This is a genomic window from Blastomonas sp. UPD001 (assembly GCF_003426715.1).
GTDB lineage: Bacteria > Pseudomonadota > Alphaproteobacteria > Sphingomonadales > Sphingomonadaceae > Blastomonas.
Genome location: NZ_QKVT01000001.1, coordinates 1,604,472 through 1,618,677 on the forward strand (window position 1 = coordinate 1,604,472; position 14,206 = coordinate 1,618,677).

At 67.0% G+C, this 14,206-nt stretch carries 10 protein-coding genes and 1 pseudogene; 6 read left to right on the forward strand and 5 right to left on the reverse strand.

Annotation, left to right across the window (positions count from 1 at the left end):
- From DM995_RS22220 to DM995_RS08240, 5 genes are all read right to left on the reverse strand, one after another.
- A partial coding sequence (locus tag DM995_RS22220; RefSeq protein WP_232824192.1) for a CHASE3 domain-containing protein occupies positions 1 to 1,832 on the reverse strand: 1,832 nt, incomplete at its 3' end.
- Between the two features lie 100 nt (positions 1,833 to 1,932).
- Entirely contained in the window at positions 1,933 to 4,122 is a 2,190-nt protein-coding gene (locus DM995_RS08225) for a xanthine dehydrogenase family protein molybdopterin-binding subunit (RefSeq protein ID WP_116969102.1), read from the reverse strand.
- Positions 4,119 to 5,105, reverse strand: a complete 987-nt coding sequence (locus tag DM995_RS08230; RefSeq protein ID WP_116969103.1) for an FAD binding domain-containing protein — start codon at positions 5,103 to 5,105, stop codon at positions 4,119 to 4,121. The genes DM995_RS08225 and DM995_RS08230 overlap by 4 nt, the downstream gene beginning before the upstream one ends.
- Positions 5,102 to 5,614, reverse strand: a complete 513-nt coding sequence (locus tag DM995_RS08235; protein WP_116969104.1) for a 2Fe-2S iron-sulfur cluster-binding protein — start codon at positions 5,612 to 5,614, stop codon at positions 5,102 to 5,104. The genes DM995_RS08230 and DM995_RS08235 overlap by 4 nt, the downstream gene beginning before the upstream one ends.
- Before the next feature lie 176 nt (positions 5,615 to 5,790).
- Complete coding sequence (locus DM995_RS08240; RefSeq protein WP_198669300.1) at positions 5,791 to 6,585, reverse strand: DUF1206 domain-containing protein; 795 nt, start codon at positions 6,583 to 6,585, stop codon at positions 5,791 to 5,793.
- 151 nt (positions 6,586 to 6,736) lie between these two features.
- Here DM995_RS08240 and DM995_RS08245 point away from each other — a divergent pair, with 151 nt between their 5' ends.
- The 6 genes and pseudogenes from DM995_RS08245 to DM995_RS08270 all read left to right on the forward strand — a co-directional run.
- The gene (locus DM995_RS08245; protein ID WP_023836182.1) at positions 6,737 to 6,961 is read left to right on the forward strand and encodes a hypothetical protein; all 225 of its coding nucleotides are present in this window, start codon (positions 6,737 to 6,739) and stop codon (positions 6,959 to 6,961) included.
- A 569-nt stretch (positions 6,962 to 7,530) separates the two neighbouring features.
- Complete coding sequence (locus DM995_RS08250; RefSeq protein ID WP_116969106.1) at positions 7,531 to 9,678, forward strand: TonB-dependent siderophore receptor; 2,148 nt, start codon at positions 7,531 to 7,533, stop codon at positions 9,676 to 9,678.
- Positions 9,679 to 9,690: 12 nt separating this feature from the next.
- Positions 9,691 to 10,410 carry an ABC transporter ATP-binding protein gene (locus tag DM995_RS08255; RefSeq protein ID WP_116969107.1) on the forward strand — a complete coding sequence of 240 codons (720 nt, stop codon included), beginning with the start codon at positions 9,691 to 9,693 and terminating at the stop codon, positions 10,408 to 10,410.
- Positions 10,407 to 11,855, forward strand: coding sequence for an ABC transporter permease (locus tag DM995_RS08260; protein WP_116969108.1), 1,449 nt, complete (start codon positions 10,407 to 10,409; stop codon positions 11,853 to 11,855). The genes DM995_RS08255 and DM995_RS08260 overlap by 4 nt, the downstream gene beginning before the upstream one ends.
- A complete protein-coding gene (locus DM995_RS08265) occupies positions 11,852 to 13,105 on the forward strand; it encodes an ABC transporter permease (RefSeq protein ID WP_116969109.1) in 1,254 nt (417 codons plus the stop codon). The genes DM995_RS08260 and DM995_RS08265 overlap by 4 nt, the downstream gene beginning before the upstream one ends.
- A 34-nt stretch (positions 13,106 to 13,139) precedes the next feature.
- A pseudogene (locus DM995_RS08270) lies at positions 13,140 to 14,206 on the forward strand (TonB-dependent receptor domain-containing protein); the annotation flags it as partial.

The window sequence follows — 14,206 nt, forward strand, 5'->3', positions numbered from 1 at the left end:
CCGCGCTCGGTGAACTTGAGCGCGTTCGACAACAGGTTCTTGATCACCTGTTCGAGCCGCATCCGGTCGGTCTCGATCGTCTCGGGGCAATCCGCGTCGCGCTCGATCTCGAGCGTCAGGCCGCGCTCGTCGGCGATCGGCTGGAAGACCTTCTGCATGTCACTCGCCAGTCGGTCTGTCAGCACCGGCGCGGGCTGGATCTCGATATGCCCGGCCTCGATCTTCGACAGGTCGAGAATGTCGTTGATCAGCACCAGAAGATCGTTGCCCGCCGAATAGATGGTGCGCGCGAACTTGACCTGCTCCTCGGACAGCCGCTCTTCGGGATTGTCGGCGAGCAGTTTCGACAGGATCAGCAGCGAGTTGAGCGGGGTGCGCAGCTCGTGGCTCATATTGGCAAGGAAATCGGACTTGTACTGGCTCGCCTGTTCGAGCTCGCGCGCCTTCAATTGCAGCGCGGCGGAGGCGCGTTCCAGGTCGTCGCGCTGCGTTTCCAGCGCCTGCGCCTGCTCCTCGAGCTGGCTGTTGGTCTGTTCGAGCTCGACCTGCTGCAGCTCGAGCCGTGCCTGGGTTTCGCGCAGCGCATTGCCCTGTTCCTCAAGCTCCTCGTTCGAGACGCGCAGCTCCTCGCTCTGCGCCTGCAGCTCGCCGGCCTGGCGCTGCGTCTCCTCGAGCGCATCCTGCAGCCGCGTGCGGAACCGGGCGGACCGCAGCGCGATGCCGATCGATCCGCTCGACTGTTCGAGCAGCTCGAGCACCAGCTCGTCGACGGGATCGAGAAAGCCGAGCTCGATCACGCCATTGACGCGGTCGTCGGCCTTGGTCGGTGCGATCACCAGGTGGCGCGGGACGTCGCTGCCCAGCGCCGAACCGATCGAAAGATAGCCTTGTGGAATATCGTTGAGCACGATCAACCGGCCATCGACCGCTGCCTTGCCGAGCAGGCCCTCGTTCAGCGTGAAGCTGACCGGTACGTCCGCCCCCTGGGCGACGCCGAGCATGCTCGCGCGGTTGAAGCTGCCGCCTTCGCCCTTGAACAGCGCACCGGCGCGGCTGCCGGTCTTGTCGGCGAGGAAGGCAAGGATGGCGGCCGCAAGATCCTCGATCGACTTGTCGCCCATCATCGCGGACGAAAGATCGACCTGAGCCTGCTGCAGCCATTGCTGCCGTTCGCGCTGGCGCATGCTGCGTACCATCAGCAGGAAGATGGCGATGGTCAGCGCGATGCCGCTGGCGCTGGTCACCACCGCGCTGACCACGGCGGTGTTCGAGGCGGCGGCCATCTGGTCGATGTTGGACTGCCGCTTGCGCAGTTCCTCGCGCGCCATGCTGGCAATCTGCGCGCGGATCGCGTCCATCGCCGCCTTGCCACGGTCCGAATCCACGGCCGCCAGTGCCGCAGCGAAGCCCTCGTCGCGCCGCAGTCGGATCGTCGCATCGAGTTCGCGCAGCTTCTGCTCCACATTGCGTTCGAGCTGCGCGACATTGTCTTCCTGCACGGCATCGCCCTGCATCATCGCTTCCAGCACGGTGAGCTTGGCGCGCGCCAGCGCGGCGCCTTCGACATAGGGCTCGAGATAGGCCTCGCGCCCGGTCAGCAGATAGCCGCGCTGCCCGGTCTCCGCGTCGAGCGCCGCGGCCAGCATGTCGTCGAGCGCATTGAGCACCGTATGCGTCTTGCGGATCGCGGAATCGCTGGCGCGCATATTGGCGATGTTGAGATAGGCGATCCCTGCGCTGAGCACGAAGAACACGATGCCCGCGACCAGCCCGGCGATCGCCCATCGGTTGGCTTGGCCGCTGGCGCGGAGGACATTGCGGTTGGTCTGCACGGCAGGGGGTCTCGCTGAGAATGGCAATGGCCAGGGTCTAGCCCATTGAAATCGCTTTGTCCAAACGCGTCGCGGCCCCGCCGGGGGGTGCCGCCGACCGTCAGTCGGGCATCGCGGCAAGCACCCGGTCGGGGGTCATCGGATAATCGAACACGCGCGCGCCGCAGGCATTGTAGATCGCATTGGCGATCGCCGCCGCGCCGCCGCACATGCCCAGCTCGCCAATGCCCTTGGCCTGGATAATGCTCGCGGCGGCATCGCGCTCCTCGACCAGCACCACGTCGAGATCGGGCACGTCGCGGTGCACGGGAACGTGATATTCGGCGAGATCGCGATTGACGAGATGCCCGTCGCGCGGATCGAACTCGAGCGCCTCGGTCAGCGCCATGCCGATGCTCCAGGTGATGCCGCCCAGGCATTGCGAGCGCGCGGTCTTGGCGTTGAGCACCCGGCCGAAGCCGAACGCGCCGAGCATGCGGTTCACCCGGGTTTCGCCGGTATAGTGGTTGACCCGCACCTCGGCGAAGAACGCGCCGAAGCCCGAGGCGAGATAATCATCGGTGATCTTGCCCGGCTCGTAATGGCCTTCGCGCACCAGATCCTTGCCGCCGAGCAATTCGGTCAACGGCGTGCCGTTGCCCGCTTTGGCGTCGGCGAGCACCAGCGCGGTCTCGTCGATGCCGAGGGTGTCGGCCAGCGCCTCGCGGATCGCCATGCACGCGACATAGACCGCAGAGCCGATCGACGGGGCTCCCCAGCTGCCGCCCGATCCGGGCCCGCGCGGATGGTTGCTGTCACCGAGGTCAACCAGCACCTGGTCGGGCGCCAAGCCCAGCATCTCGCCCGCAACCTGCGCGACGATGGTGTAGGTCCCGGTGCCGATATCGGTCATGTCGGTTTCGACCAGCGCGGTGCCATCCGCCCTGAGCGTGACGCGTGCCCTGGCTGCGGCGACATTGTGCACGCGCGCGGCGCTCGCCATCCCGGTGCCGATCCACCATTCGCCCTCGCGGCGCAGGCGGGGCTTGCGCGGTCCGCTGTCCCAGCCGAACGCTTCCGCGCCCTGGCGCAGGCATTCGGCGAGCTTGTGCGACGAGAAGGGCAGGCCCTGTTCGGGGTCCTTGTCGGGAATGTTGCGCAAGCGCAGCTCGACCGGATCGATCCCGGCACGCTCGGCAAGCACGTCCATCGCCGCCTCGAGCGCGGGCATGCCCACGGCCTCGCCGGGCGCGCGGACCGAGCCTGCGGTCATGCGGTGGATGCGGGCGAGCTTCAGCACCAGCTCGCGATGCTCGCCCGGATAGAGGAAATGCGAGGATTGCAGCACCGGTTCGGCAAATTCCTCGCCGGGAAGGTTGGAGACCAGCGCCTCGTGCCCGAAGCCGGTCAGCCTGCCGTCGGCATCGCACGCCAGCCGCAGCCGCTGCGTCGTCTCCGACCGTCGCATGATGCTCTGGAACACCTGCTGGCGCGACATCACGACGCGCACGGGGCGTTCGAGCTGCATCGCGGCGATAGAGGCCGCAACCGCTTCCTCGCTGATCCCGAGCTTCGACCCGAACCCGCCGCCGACATAGCGCGAGATAAGGCGGATCCTGTCCTCGGGCAGGTCGAGCGCATCGGACAGTTCGGTAATGTTGTAGTTCAGCATCTGCAGCGAGGCATGGACGGTCAGGCGTTCGCCGTCCCATTGCGCGATCGCGGCATGCGGCTCCATCGCCGCCGAGGCATGGCCCTTGGTTGTATAGGTGACATCGACCGCATAGGCCGCGTCGGACATTGCCTTGTCGAGATTGCCTTCGCGGACGGTCTCGTCTTCCTGTTCCTCGGCAATGCTCGGGTCCGCTTCGACGGGCGCTGCTTCGTCGGGCTTGTATTCGACGACCAGATGCCTGGCCGCATCGCGCGCCTGTTCGAAACTTTCTGCCACCACCAGCGCTACCGGCTGACCCCAATAGCAGATCGTGCGTGGCTTCTGCTGCGGAGCCTCGTTGGCGGTGCCCTGGGCGGGGCGCGTGGTGAGCCGCTCGTCATCGATCACCGCGATCACGCCGGGCATGGCAAGCGCGCTTTCGGCGTCGATGCGCACGATGGTGCCCCGGGTGATGGTCGCTGTTACCAGCACGCCCTCGACGCAGCCCTCGACGGGATATTCTGCGGCATAGGGCGCGGTGCCGGTGACCTTGGCCAGCCCTTCGATCCGCGAGACGGGCTTGCCGATCACGCCCTGGCGCATCGTGTCGAGCCGGTTGTCGGTCGCAGGCTTGTCCTGCTTCACATGCACGCTCATGCCGCCTTCTCCACCGCTTCGGCCAGCACCGCGTGCAACGTGCGCCGGGCGAGCGGAATCTTGAAATCATTGTCGCCATGGCCTTCTGCCGCTTCGAGCAGAAGGTCGGCGGCCTGGTCGTACAGTCCTGGCGAGGGGGCCGCGCCGACGAGCAGTTCGCCGATGCGCGGGTCGTGCCACGGCTTGTGCGCGAGGCCACCAAAGGCGAGATCGGCGCGGGCGAACTTGCCATCGTCGATCGCGATCACGGCCGCGATCGAGACCAGGGCAAAGGCATAGGACGACCGCTCGCGCACCTTGCGGTAGAGCTGCGTCGCCGCGATCGGCGGGGGCAGGGTAACCGCGACGATCAACTCGCCTGCCTCCAGCACATTGTCGCGCCATGGGGTGTCGCCGGGCAGCAGGTGGAAGTCGCGCACCGGCACGGTCCTCTCGGCGCCGTCGCTCTTCGCGATGACAACCTTTGCGCCCAGCGCGGTCAGCGCCACCGCCATGTCGCCGGGATAGGTCGCGATACACTGGTCGCTGGTGCCGAGCACCGCGTGCAGCTTGTTTACCCCGCCGATCGCACCGCAGCCGCTGCCCGGATTGCGCTTGTTGCAGGGCTGGTCGACGTTCATGAAATAATAGCAGCGCGTACGCTGGCACAGATTGCCGCCGGTCGTCGCCTTGTTGCGCAGTTGCTGCGTCGCGCCGGCCAGGATCGCGCGGGCGAGCACCGGATAATCGGCGCGGACGCGCGGATGCACGGCAGTGGCGGTGTTGGTCGCCAGCGCGCCGATGCGCAGGCCTCCGTCGGGGGCATCCTGAATGCCGTCGAGCCCGATCCGCCCGATATCGCCGAGCTGCGAAGGGGTGGCGACCTGCAGCTTCATCATGTCGAGCAGGTTGGTGCCGCCCGCGATCAGCATCGCCTCGGGCAGTGCCGCGATCGTCGAGGCATCGCTGATCGAATGCGCGCGCTGGTACTGGAACGGCCTCATGCCGCAGGCTCCGATTTGGCGACGTCGCGGATCGCGGCGACGATATTGGCATAGGCGCCGCAGCGGCACAGATTGCCGCTCATCCGCTCGCGAATTTCCGCGCCGCTGGCCTCGAGCGGGCCGTCGAGCGTCTCGCTGGCATCGCTCGGCCAGCCATTCGCGATCTCGTCGAGCATCGCGGTCGCCGAACAGATCTGCCCCGGCGTGCAATAGCCGCACTGAAATCCGTCATGCTCGACAAACGCGCGCTGCAGCGGCGAAGGCTCGTCCGCAATGCCCAGGCCCTCGATCGTCGTGACCTGATGGCCCTCGTGCATCGCCGCGAGCGTGAGGCAGCTGTTGATGCGCAGCCCGTTGACGATCACCGTGCAAGCGCCGCACTGACCGTGGTCGCAGCCTTTCTTGGTGCCGGTCAGCCCCAGATCGTGCCGGAGAAAATCGAGCAGGGTGACACGGGGGTCTTGCGGAAGCGGATGGGGCGTTCCGTTGACGATCAGTTCATCGGGCATTCAGGACTCCTTGCGAACTCCCAAGCCCCGAAAGCCTCGATAGTTCCCTGTGATTGCGGAAATGATCACGAACCGCTCGTGACGCTTCCCGAACGTTGGCAGGCACTCCGGAGGGCATCATGAGCCCGGCTCGGGCGATGCCTCGCGATGTAATTGCCGCCGATCGGGCTGTGTATTCAGCGAGCCCGCGCCCGCGCCTTGAGCACGTTCACCACATCGTCGTTGCGCACGCGCCGCCAGCGCGCGTCGACGAAACTGTGCACGCCGAACAGGAACAACCCGATCCCGACCAGCGCATAAAGTTCGGGGTGGTCGGCCAGCGATGACAGCGCATCGCCCAGGCCCTTCACCTCGCCCGCGGAACCGAACCATCCTGCGCTGATCAGCGACAGGCCGATGACCGCGAAGACGACCGCGCGCGCGGCCAGTCCCGCCCGGCCGATCGGCACCACCCAGCGCGGCGCACCGGGGCCGGTGTCCGCCATGAATTCGGTGGTCCAGGCCTTGATCGCCTGGTGCGCGGCAGCGGCGAGGAACGCCAGGCCCAGCGCGCCGATCAACGCTCCGCCCATCGGTACATCGAGCACCATGTCCGCCGCGCGCTGCTCGGTCGCGCCGTCGCCGCTGGAGGGTTGGCCCATTGCCAGGCGCGCTGCGGCATAAGCGAGGAAGAAATGCGCCAAACCGCTTGCCGCATAGCCGATGCGAATGGCCGCGCCCTTGGTGTCGTCGCCCTTGCCCTCGCTGTCCATCGCTGCGCTGTAAAGCCGGTACGCGCCGTAAAAGGCGAGGCCGAGCGCGAGCAGCCCGAGCAGCCACGATCCGCCAGGCATGTCCTGCACCGATCGGAACACTCCCTGCGGGCTGGCGTCGGATGCGCCGGTGCCGGTGAGGGCGAGCACGCCAAGCAGGCAATAGACCACGCCGCGCGCGAACCAACCTGCCCGCGCAAAGGTCTGTAGCTTTGTCATTTTGTCGATCATGGCTGGTCCTGCTCCCGTCTGGCAGGGCTTACGCCTTGCAAGGGGCGGAGTTCCGGTCCCCGGCCTTTCACTACAAACCCGCAGCGCGAGGGAACCATATCCGCCCTGTCCGGTATTCGGGGAGACAAGGAGCAACAGCATGATCAAGAACATTATCGGCGCCTATCTCGGTGCCAAGATTGCGGGCAAGTCGCCCAAGGCAGACAGCGCCGCAGGCGCAACCACCGGCGCGATCGCGGCATCGGCCATCCCGTTCATCATCTCGCGGATGAGCCTGCCGTCGATGCTGCTGCTGGGAGCCGGTGGCTATCTGGTCAAGCGGCACCAGGACAAGAAGCAGGCGGGCCGATATCCGCGCGCCTGATGCGACTATTCTCGCCTGAGGCCGAAGACGGCCTCAGGCGAAAGCCGTGCCACTGCGGGGAGCGAAAGGCTGAGCCGTTCGCTTCCCGTCGCAGTGCACGACGCCAAACTGCACGGTGAATGGCTGCAGATTAAACCCCGCACAGCATTGTTATCGATAAGGTATGGCACCGCGATGCGCGGTGCCGGCGCGCGTGCCATGAGGCAAGCGCTTCGAGCGTCGGGGCTTAGCCTCCCGCGATAGCGACGACCGGCGGGGATCAGTTCCACCTTGGGTCCGGCGGCGGACGCGGTGGTGCCCCGCCGTCCAGCGTTCGCGCTCGACCCTGAAGCTGCACGCAATCCCCGCATTCTCCCTAGCGATGGCCCCCTTGCCCCGCTTTTCTATCCTCACGAAGGTCGAGCGATCGCGGTTCCTCGCGGCGTCCTCAGGCATATGCATGCTGCCATCGGGTGCCCCCGGATCTAGCAGCAAAACACTCTTGACCTCCGGATGATATACTATATCACGCGCCTCGCTCCGACGCTCCCGGGGGGGATGCGGCGCTCTTGTGGGGGGTACACGCTGTCATGTCACGTTTCGCTTTTGGCCTGGTCTCGATGATGCTGGCGGGGACTGCGGTCACGCCTGGCACCGCCTGGGCCGATCAGGAACAGCCCGGCGACGCGCTCGAGGCCGAGGACAACATCATCGTCACCGGTCAGCGTCAGGCCTATCGCGGTGACTTCACGCTGCGCGAGACGCCGCAGGCGATTACCCAGATCGGCCAGGAGCAGATCGACGCCAACAATCTGACGCGGCTTACCGACGCGCTCGATCTGTCGGCCTCGGTGGCGCGGCAGAACAATTTCGGCGGACTGTGGGATGCCTATGCCGTGCGTGGGTTTGCCGGGGACGAGAACCTGCCCTCGGGCTATCTGGTCAACGGCTTCAACGGCGGGCGCGGCTTCGGCGGGACGCGCGATGTCGCGGGCGTCGAGCGGATCGAGATCCTGAAAGGGCCCAATGCCGCACTGTTCGGTCGCGGCGAGCCGGGCGGCACCGTCAATATCGTCACCAAGCACGCGGATTTCGACACGCGGGGGCGGATCAATGTACAAGCCGGCAGCTTCGATCGCCGCCGCGCCGATGCCGATGTCAACATCGCGATCGGCGATGTCGCGGCGGTGCGGCTGATCGGCTTTTACGAGAAGTCGGACAGCTTTCGCCGCACCGTGGGGTCCGAGCGGGTCGGCTTTCTGCCGTCGTTCCTGCTCAAGCTCGGCGAGAATACGACGATCAGCTATGACCTCGAGCTGACGCGGCAGGAGGCGGATTTCGATCGCGGCACCGTGGCGATCGGCGGCGTGCTGGGCCGGGTGTCGCGCCGCGATTTCTTCGGCGAACCGGGCGATGGGCCGATCGAGGCGGATGCGACCGGACATCAGGTGCAGCTCGACCACAAGTTCAACGAGGACTGGAGCCTGCTGATCGGCACCCAGTATCGCGAGACGCGGCTCGAGGGCTTTTCCACCGAGCCCGAACTTGCCACGGCGCGCCAGCGGCTCTTCCGCGACGGTCGCTCGCTCTCGCGCCAGCGTCGCTTCCGCCTGTATGAAGGCGAGCATTTCGTGCTGCGCGGCGAGATCGCGGGGCGGTTCGCGACGGGCGGCCTGACGCACCGCGTGCTGCTGGGCGTCGATTATGACGAGTTCGACAACAGCCAGCTTTTCCTTCGCTTCCGTCCGCCCTCAATCGGCGCTGCGACCACCGCGCAGGCGAGCAACGATATCGATGTGTTCAACCCGGTCCATGGCCGCTTCCCGCTGCCCGCTCCGGGGCCGCAGACCAACCGGCTCGACCAGCAGCGCGCGGTCGGCGCCTATGTGCAGGACCAGATCAGCATAACCGATTCGCTGCAGATTCGCCTGGGCGGGCGCTTCGACGACATCACCGTGGAGAGCCTCAACCGGGCCAACAACACTGCCGCCAGCCGCAGCTACAGCCGGTTCAGCCCGCAGGCGGGTATCGTCTATACCGCATCGCGCGCGGTCTCGCTCTACGCCGCTTATGGCGAGGGCTTCCGTGCCAATCTGGGTGCAACGGCTGCAGGTCGTCTGTTCGATCCGGAAACCAGCAAGTCGGCCGAAATCGGCGCAAAATTCGGCCTGTTCGACGATGCGCTGCAGGGCACGGTCTCGCTGTTCACCTTGTCCAAGTCGAACGTGCTCGCGGCGGACCCGGCCAATCCCGGCTTCTCGCTGCCGATCGGCAAGGCGCGCAGCCGGGGGCTCGAATTCGACCTGATGGGCAAGCTGCCCGGCGATATCGACCTGTGGTTCTCCTATGCCTTTGTCGATGCCGAAGCGCGGCAGGATGTCGCCGATCTCAATTTCGGCCTGCCTATCCGCCGCGGCGACCGCTTGATCAACATTCCGCGCCAGACGCTCAGCCTCCAGGCATCGCGCGGCTTCGATATCGGTGACACCAGGCTGACGATTGGCGGCGGCGTGCAGCATGTCGGAACGCGGCTCGGCGAGACCGGAACGGCCTTCGAACTGCCCGACTACACGCTGGTCCGGCTGTTCGCGGCGTGGAAGGTCCTTGAAAATGTGGAAGTTTTCGCTGACGTCACGAATTTGTTTGATACAGTATATTATACCAACAGCTTCTCGCAGCTTTGGGTGCAGCCCGGGACGCCGCGTGCGGCGTCGGTGGCGCTGAGATTGTCGTTCTGAAGGATCCTTTGCATGTCCAATCCCGTTCTGGTGATCGACCAGCTCGTCGTCGAGCGCGGCGGGCGGCGCATCGTCGACGGCCTGTCGCTGACGCTGGCGGCGGGCGAAATCTATGCGCTGCTAGGCGGCAATGGCGCGGGCAAATCGACGACATTGTTCGCGATCCTCGGCTTTCTCGCGCGTTCGGGCGGCGGGCTCACGATCGGCGGGCAGGACCCGGCCACTGCCATCGAGGCGGTGCGCGCGCAGATCGCCTATCTGCCGGAAAACGTGGCGCTCTATGACCATCTGACCGCGCGCGAGAATGTCGACTATCTGCTCAAGATCGCCGATTGCCGCCGCAGCCGGGCCGAGATCGAGGCAGCATTCCTGTCGGTGGGCCTGGCCGCCCCAGCCTGGGAACAGCGCGCGGGCAGCTTTTCCAAGGGCATGCGGCAGAAGACCGCGATCGCGCTCGCGATGCTGCGCGATACGCCGCTGCTGCTGCTCGACGAGCCGACCTCGGGGCTCGACCCCGCAGCCTCGGCGGACTTTCACGCGCTGCTCGAAACGCTCGCGGCGCGCGGCGTGGCGGTGCTGATGGTGACGCATGACCTGCTCGGCGCGGCCGATACCGCCGACCGGATCGGCCTGATCTCGGGCGGCAGGATCGCCAGCGAATGGTCGGCGCAAACCAGCGAACCGCGCTTTGACCTCAATGCCCTTCACGATGGCTTTGCGACGGTGCGATGAACCAGGCGCTGACGATCGCGGGCGCCGAGCTGCGCCTGATGCTGCGCTCGCGGTTGGCGCTGGTCGGGATCGCGACACTGCTGCTGCTTTCGGCCATAGCGGCAGTGACCTCGGCGACGCAGATGGCAGCAGCAGCGAAGATGCGGGCGGAGGCTCAGGCCGCGACCGATGCGCAGTTCAAGGCGCAGCCGGACCGGCATCCGCACCGCATGGTGCATTACGGCACCTATGCCTTGCGCCCGGTGGGCCCGCTCGCCGCGTTCGATCCAGGGGTCGATGCGTTTACCGGCACCTTGCTGTTTCTCGAGGGGCACCGGCAGAACAGCGCCACCTTCGGCGCGGCGCGGGAGTCTTCGGATCTTGTCCGCTTCGGCCAGCTGACCCCCGCCTTCGTGCTGCAGACGCTCGCACCGCTGCTGCTGGTGTTTCTGGGCTTTGCGAGCATCGCCCGCGAGCGCGAGCGCGGCAGTCTGCGCGCGCTTGCGGCTTATGGTGCAGGGGCCTGGTCGATCCTGGGCGGCAAGGCGCTGGCGCTCGGCGTGGCGGCGGTGCTGGCGATGGCACCCGCCTTTGCCGCGCTCGGCTGGGCCGCCGTGCAGCAGCCGGGCGAGGCGGGCATCGCGGCGCTCACGGCCTTGTCCTATGGCGGCTATCTGCTCGTCTGGGTGCTGGTCATCACCGCGGTCTCGGCGCTGGCGGGCAGTGCGCAGGGCGCGTTGGTCACGCTGATCGCGGCTTGGGCGATCGTCGTGGTGCTGGTCCCGCGCGCGGCGGCGGCCTGGGTCGGCGTGGCCGAGCCTCTGCCGAGCCGGGTCGATACCGAATTTGCCATTGCCGCAGACCTGCGCCGCATCGGCGACAGCCACAATCCCAACGACCCGCATTTCGCCGCGTTCAAGGCGAAGCTGCTCAAGCAATATAACGTCACCCGGGTCGAGGACCTGCCGTTCAACTATCGCGGCGTGCTGGCGCAGGAAGGCGAGCGGCTGACCTCGCAGCTGTTCAAGGACTATGCCGCGCGCGCCGCCGCCATCCAGAACGCGCAGACCGAGACACTCACAACCCTCGGCATCATCAGCCCGGCGCTCGCGGTGCGCCGCGCGTCGATGACCGGGGCGGCGACCGATCTCGGTACGCATCTCGCCTTTCTGGCTGCTGCCGAGGCCTATCGCTACGACATGGTGCAGAAGCTCAACGGGCTGCAGGCAAGCGCCGTCGCCAGCGCCGATGACGCCGCGCGCAGCAAGGACCCGATTGCCGACCGCCGCACGCGCATCTCCGCCGATTTCTGGAAGACGATCCCCGATTTCGATTTCTCCGCGCCCAGCCCGGGTGAGCGTGCAGGCGCGATGGCGATGCCGCTGGCGGTGCTCGCGCTATGGGTTGCGGTGGCGATGGGCCTGTTCGCCTTTGCGCGCCGCCGGCTCGAAAGGGCAGGGTTATGAGCAACCTGGCGCGTGAATTCGGCTTCATGCTGCGCAGCAGATCGGCGCTGATGGCGCTGGCGTTGCTCGCGATCTGTGCCAGCGCGGCGGTCGCGCTGGGCCTGGCCAGCGTCGCGCGCGATCGGGCGGCGATCGACCGGATGATCGCAGGGCAGGCCACCGAGGAGCGCGCGCTGGCGGCGTTTGTCGAGGATGCCGGCTCGGGCGCCTATTACGGGTTCCAGCCGACCTGGGACGCGCCATCGGACCTGGCCTTTGCCGCGCTCGGCAGCCGCGACATCGCGCCCGCCTTGCTGCGCGTCCGCGCGCTCGCGCTCGAGGCGCAGATCTACGAGAACGAAGCCGCCAATCCCGAACTCGCACTGCCGGGGCGGTTCGACCTCGCCTTTGTCGTCATCTATCTCGCGCCGCTGGTGCTGATCGCGCTGCTCCACGACCTGTGGTCGGGTGAGCGCGAGGCGGGGCGCTATCATGCGCTTGCCGCCTTGCCCGGCGCGAACCGGCGCCTCTGGAGCGCGCGCGTGCTGGTGCGTCTGGGCGGCGTGCTGATGGCGCTGCTGCTGCCCTTCGCGGTCGGCGCGCTGGTCGCTGGCACCGCGCCCTTGCGCGCCCTCGGCTTTGCCGGGCTGATCGGGCTCGTCGCTTTGCTGTGGACCGCCATCATCCTCATCGTCGCGCGGCGGGGCTCGCGCTCGGCGGTGCATGCCGCCTCGCTCGCGGCGATCTGGTTTGCGCTGACGCTGGTTGCGCCGGCAGGGGCTAACCTGGCGATCAACGCCGCCGTGCCGGTGCCCGATGGCGCGGCGCTGGCACGCGAGAATCGCGAATATGTCCATGCCGGATGGGACCGTCCGCGCGATCAGACGATGCGCGATTTCCTCAAGCTCTATCCGCAGCTCGCACCCGGTGCGGCGATCCCGCCGACCTTTCACTGGAAATGGTATTTCGCCTTCCAGCACCTGGGTGACCGGCATGTGGCGCAGCAATCTGCGGCCTATCGCGACGGGATCGCCCGCCGGGCAGAGCTTGCCAGAACTGCGGGATGGCTGCTGCCGCCCGCCGGTCTGGCCCAGGCGATGACCGCGCTCGCGCGCACCGATGTTGCCGCCCAGCTTGACTATCAGATGCGCATTCGCGCTTACCACCAGCGCCTGCGCGAGTTCTATTATGATTATCTGTTCAGCGAGAAACCCTTTGGCCCGGACGATTTGGCGGACGTTCCGCGCTTCGATCCTGCTATCGACCGCTAGCCTTGTTTCGGCATCTCCAGCCCTTGCGCAGCGTGTGACCGACAATGCCGCTGCCGGGGCCGAGGATGCCTTCGGCACCAGCATCGGCAACGAGCGGGTCGGGCTGTACAGCGGTAGTGACGTGCGCGGATTTTCTCCGGTCACCGCCAATAACATCCGGCTCGAAGGGCTGTATTTCGACCGCCCGGCGTCTTTCACCGACCGGCTGGTGCAGAGCAATGTCGTGCGCGTCGGCCTGACCGCGCAGAATTACCTCTTTCCGGCACCCACGGGCATCGTCGATTACAGGATACGCCCTGCAGGCAACGATCTGGTGGTCAGCACGATGCTCGGCCTGAACAGCTGGGGCGGCGGCAGGCTGGAAATCGACACGCAGATTCCGGTGATCAAGGACCGTCTGAGCCTGGTTGCGGGGGTGGCGGGTTTCGTCGATGAGCTGGCGCCGGGCAACCAGTCGTTCTTCGGCTCCTATGCGCTCGCGGCGCGGTGGAAGCCGAGGCGGAATATCGAGGTGATCCCGTTCTGGAGCCGGATCGACCTGTACAATCGCGAGGCCGCGCCGCTCTACACGCCCGAAGGCGCATTCCTGCCGCCGCGCATCGAGCGTCGCAAGTTCCCAGGCCCCGAATGGGCGGACCAGCGCAACACGGTGCAGCATTATGGCGCGCTGACCAAAGAGCGGCTGGGCGGAGGCTGGGACCTCGCGGCGGGCCTGTTCCGCTCGACATCGGACAGCGCGACGAATTTCGCGACCAACTTCACCGCCTTGCGCCCGGACGGTACCGCCGTCCGCCGCATCACCAGCGACCCGCCGCTGTCGCTCGCCGGAACCAGCGGGGAACTGCGCATCAGCAAGTCCTTCACCGAGGGTCCGCGCCGCCACACGCTGCACGCGGCGCTGCGCGGGCGCGAGCGGGTGAGCCGCTATGGCGGCGGTGCCTCGGTGACCTATGCGCGCGCGCTGGTCGAGCAGCTGCTCGATGCGCCCGAACCCGATTTCCGATTCAACCCGCAGACCCACGAGACGGTGCGCCAAGCGATTGCGGGTATTGCCTATGACGGGCGCTGGCAGGGTGTCGGCGGCCTGAGCGTCGGCCTGCA

Coding starts and splice junctions, on each gene's coding strand:
- DM995_RS08225 (WP_116969102.1), bottom strand. CDS start 4,122: ATGAGCGTGCATGTGAAGCAGGACAAGCCTGCGACCGACAACCGGCTC.
- DM995_RS08230 (WP_116969103.1), bottom strand. CDS start 5,105: ATGAGGCCGTTCCAGTACCAGCGCGCGCATTCGATCAGCGATGCCTCG.
- DM995_RS08235 (WP_116969104.1), bottom strand. CDS start 5,614: ATGCCCGATGAACTGATCGTCAACGGAACGCCCCATCCGCTTCCGCAA.
- DM995_RS08240 (WP_198669300.1), bottom strand. CDS start 6,585: ATGACAAAGCTACAGACCTTTGCGCGGGCAGGTTGGTTCGCGCGCGGC.
- DM995_RS08245 (WP_023836182.1), top strand. CDS start 6,737: ATGATCAAGAACATTATCGGCGCCTATCTCGGTGCCAAGATTGCGGGC.
- DM995_RS08250 (WP_116969106.1), top strand. CDS start 7,531: ATGTCACGTTTCGCTTTTGGCCTGGTCTCGATGATGCTGGCGGGGACT.
- DM995_RS08255 (WP_116969107.1), top strand. CDS start 9,691: ATGTCCAATCCCGTTCTGGTGATCGACCAGCTCGTCGTCGAGCGCGGC.
- DM995_RS08260 (WP_116969108.1), top strand. CDS start 10,407: ATGAACCAGGCGCTGACGATCGCGGGCGCCGAGCTGCGCCTGATGCTG.
- DM995_RS08265 (WP_116969109.1), top strand. CDS start 11,852: ATGAGCAACCTGGCGCGTGAATTCGGCTTCATGCTGCGCAGCAGATCG.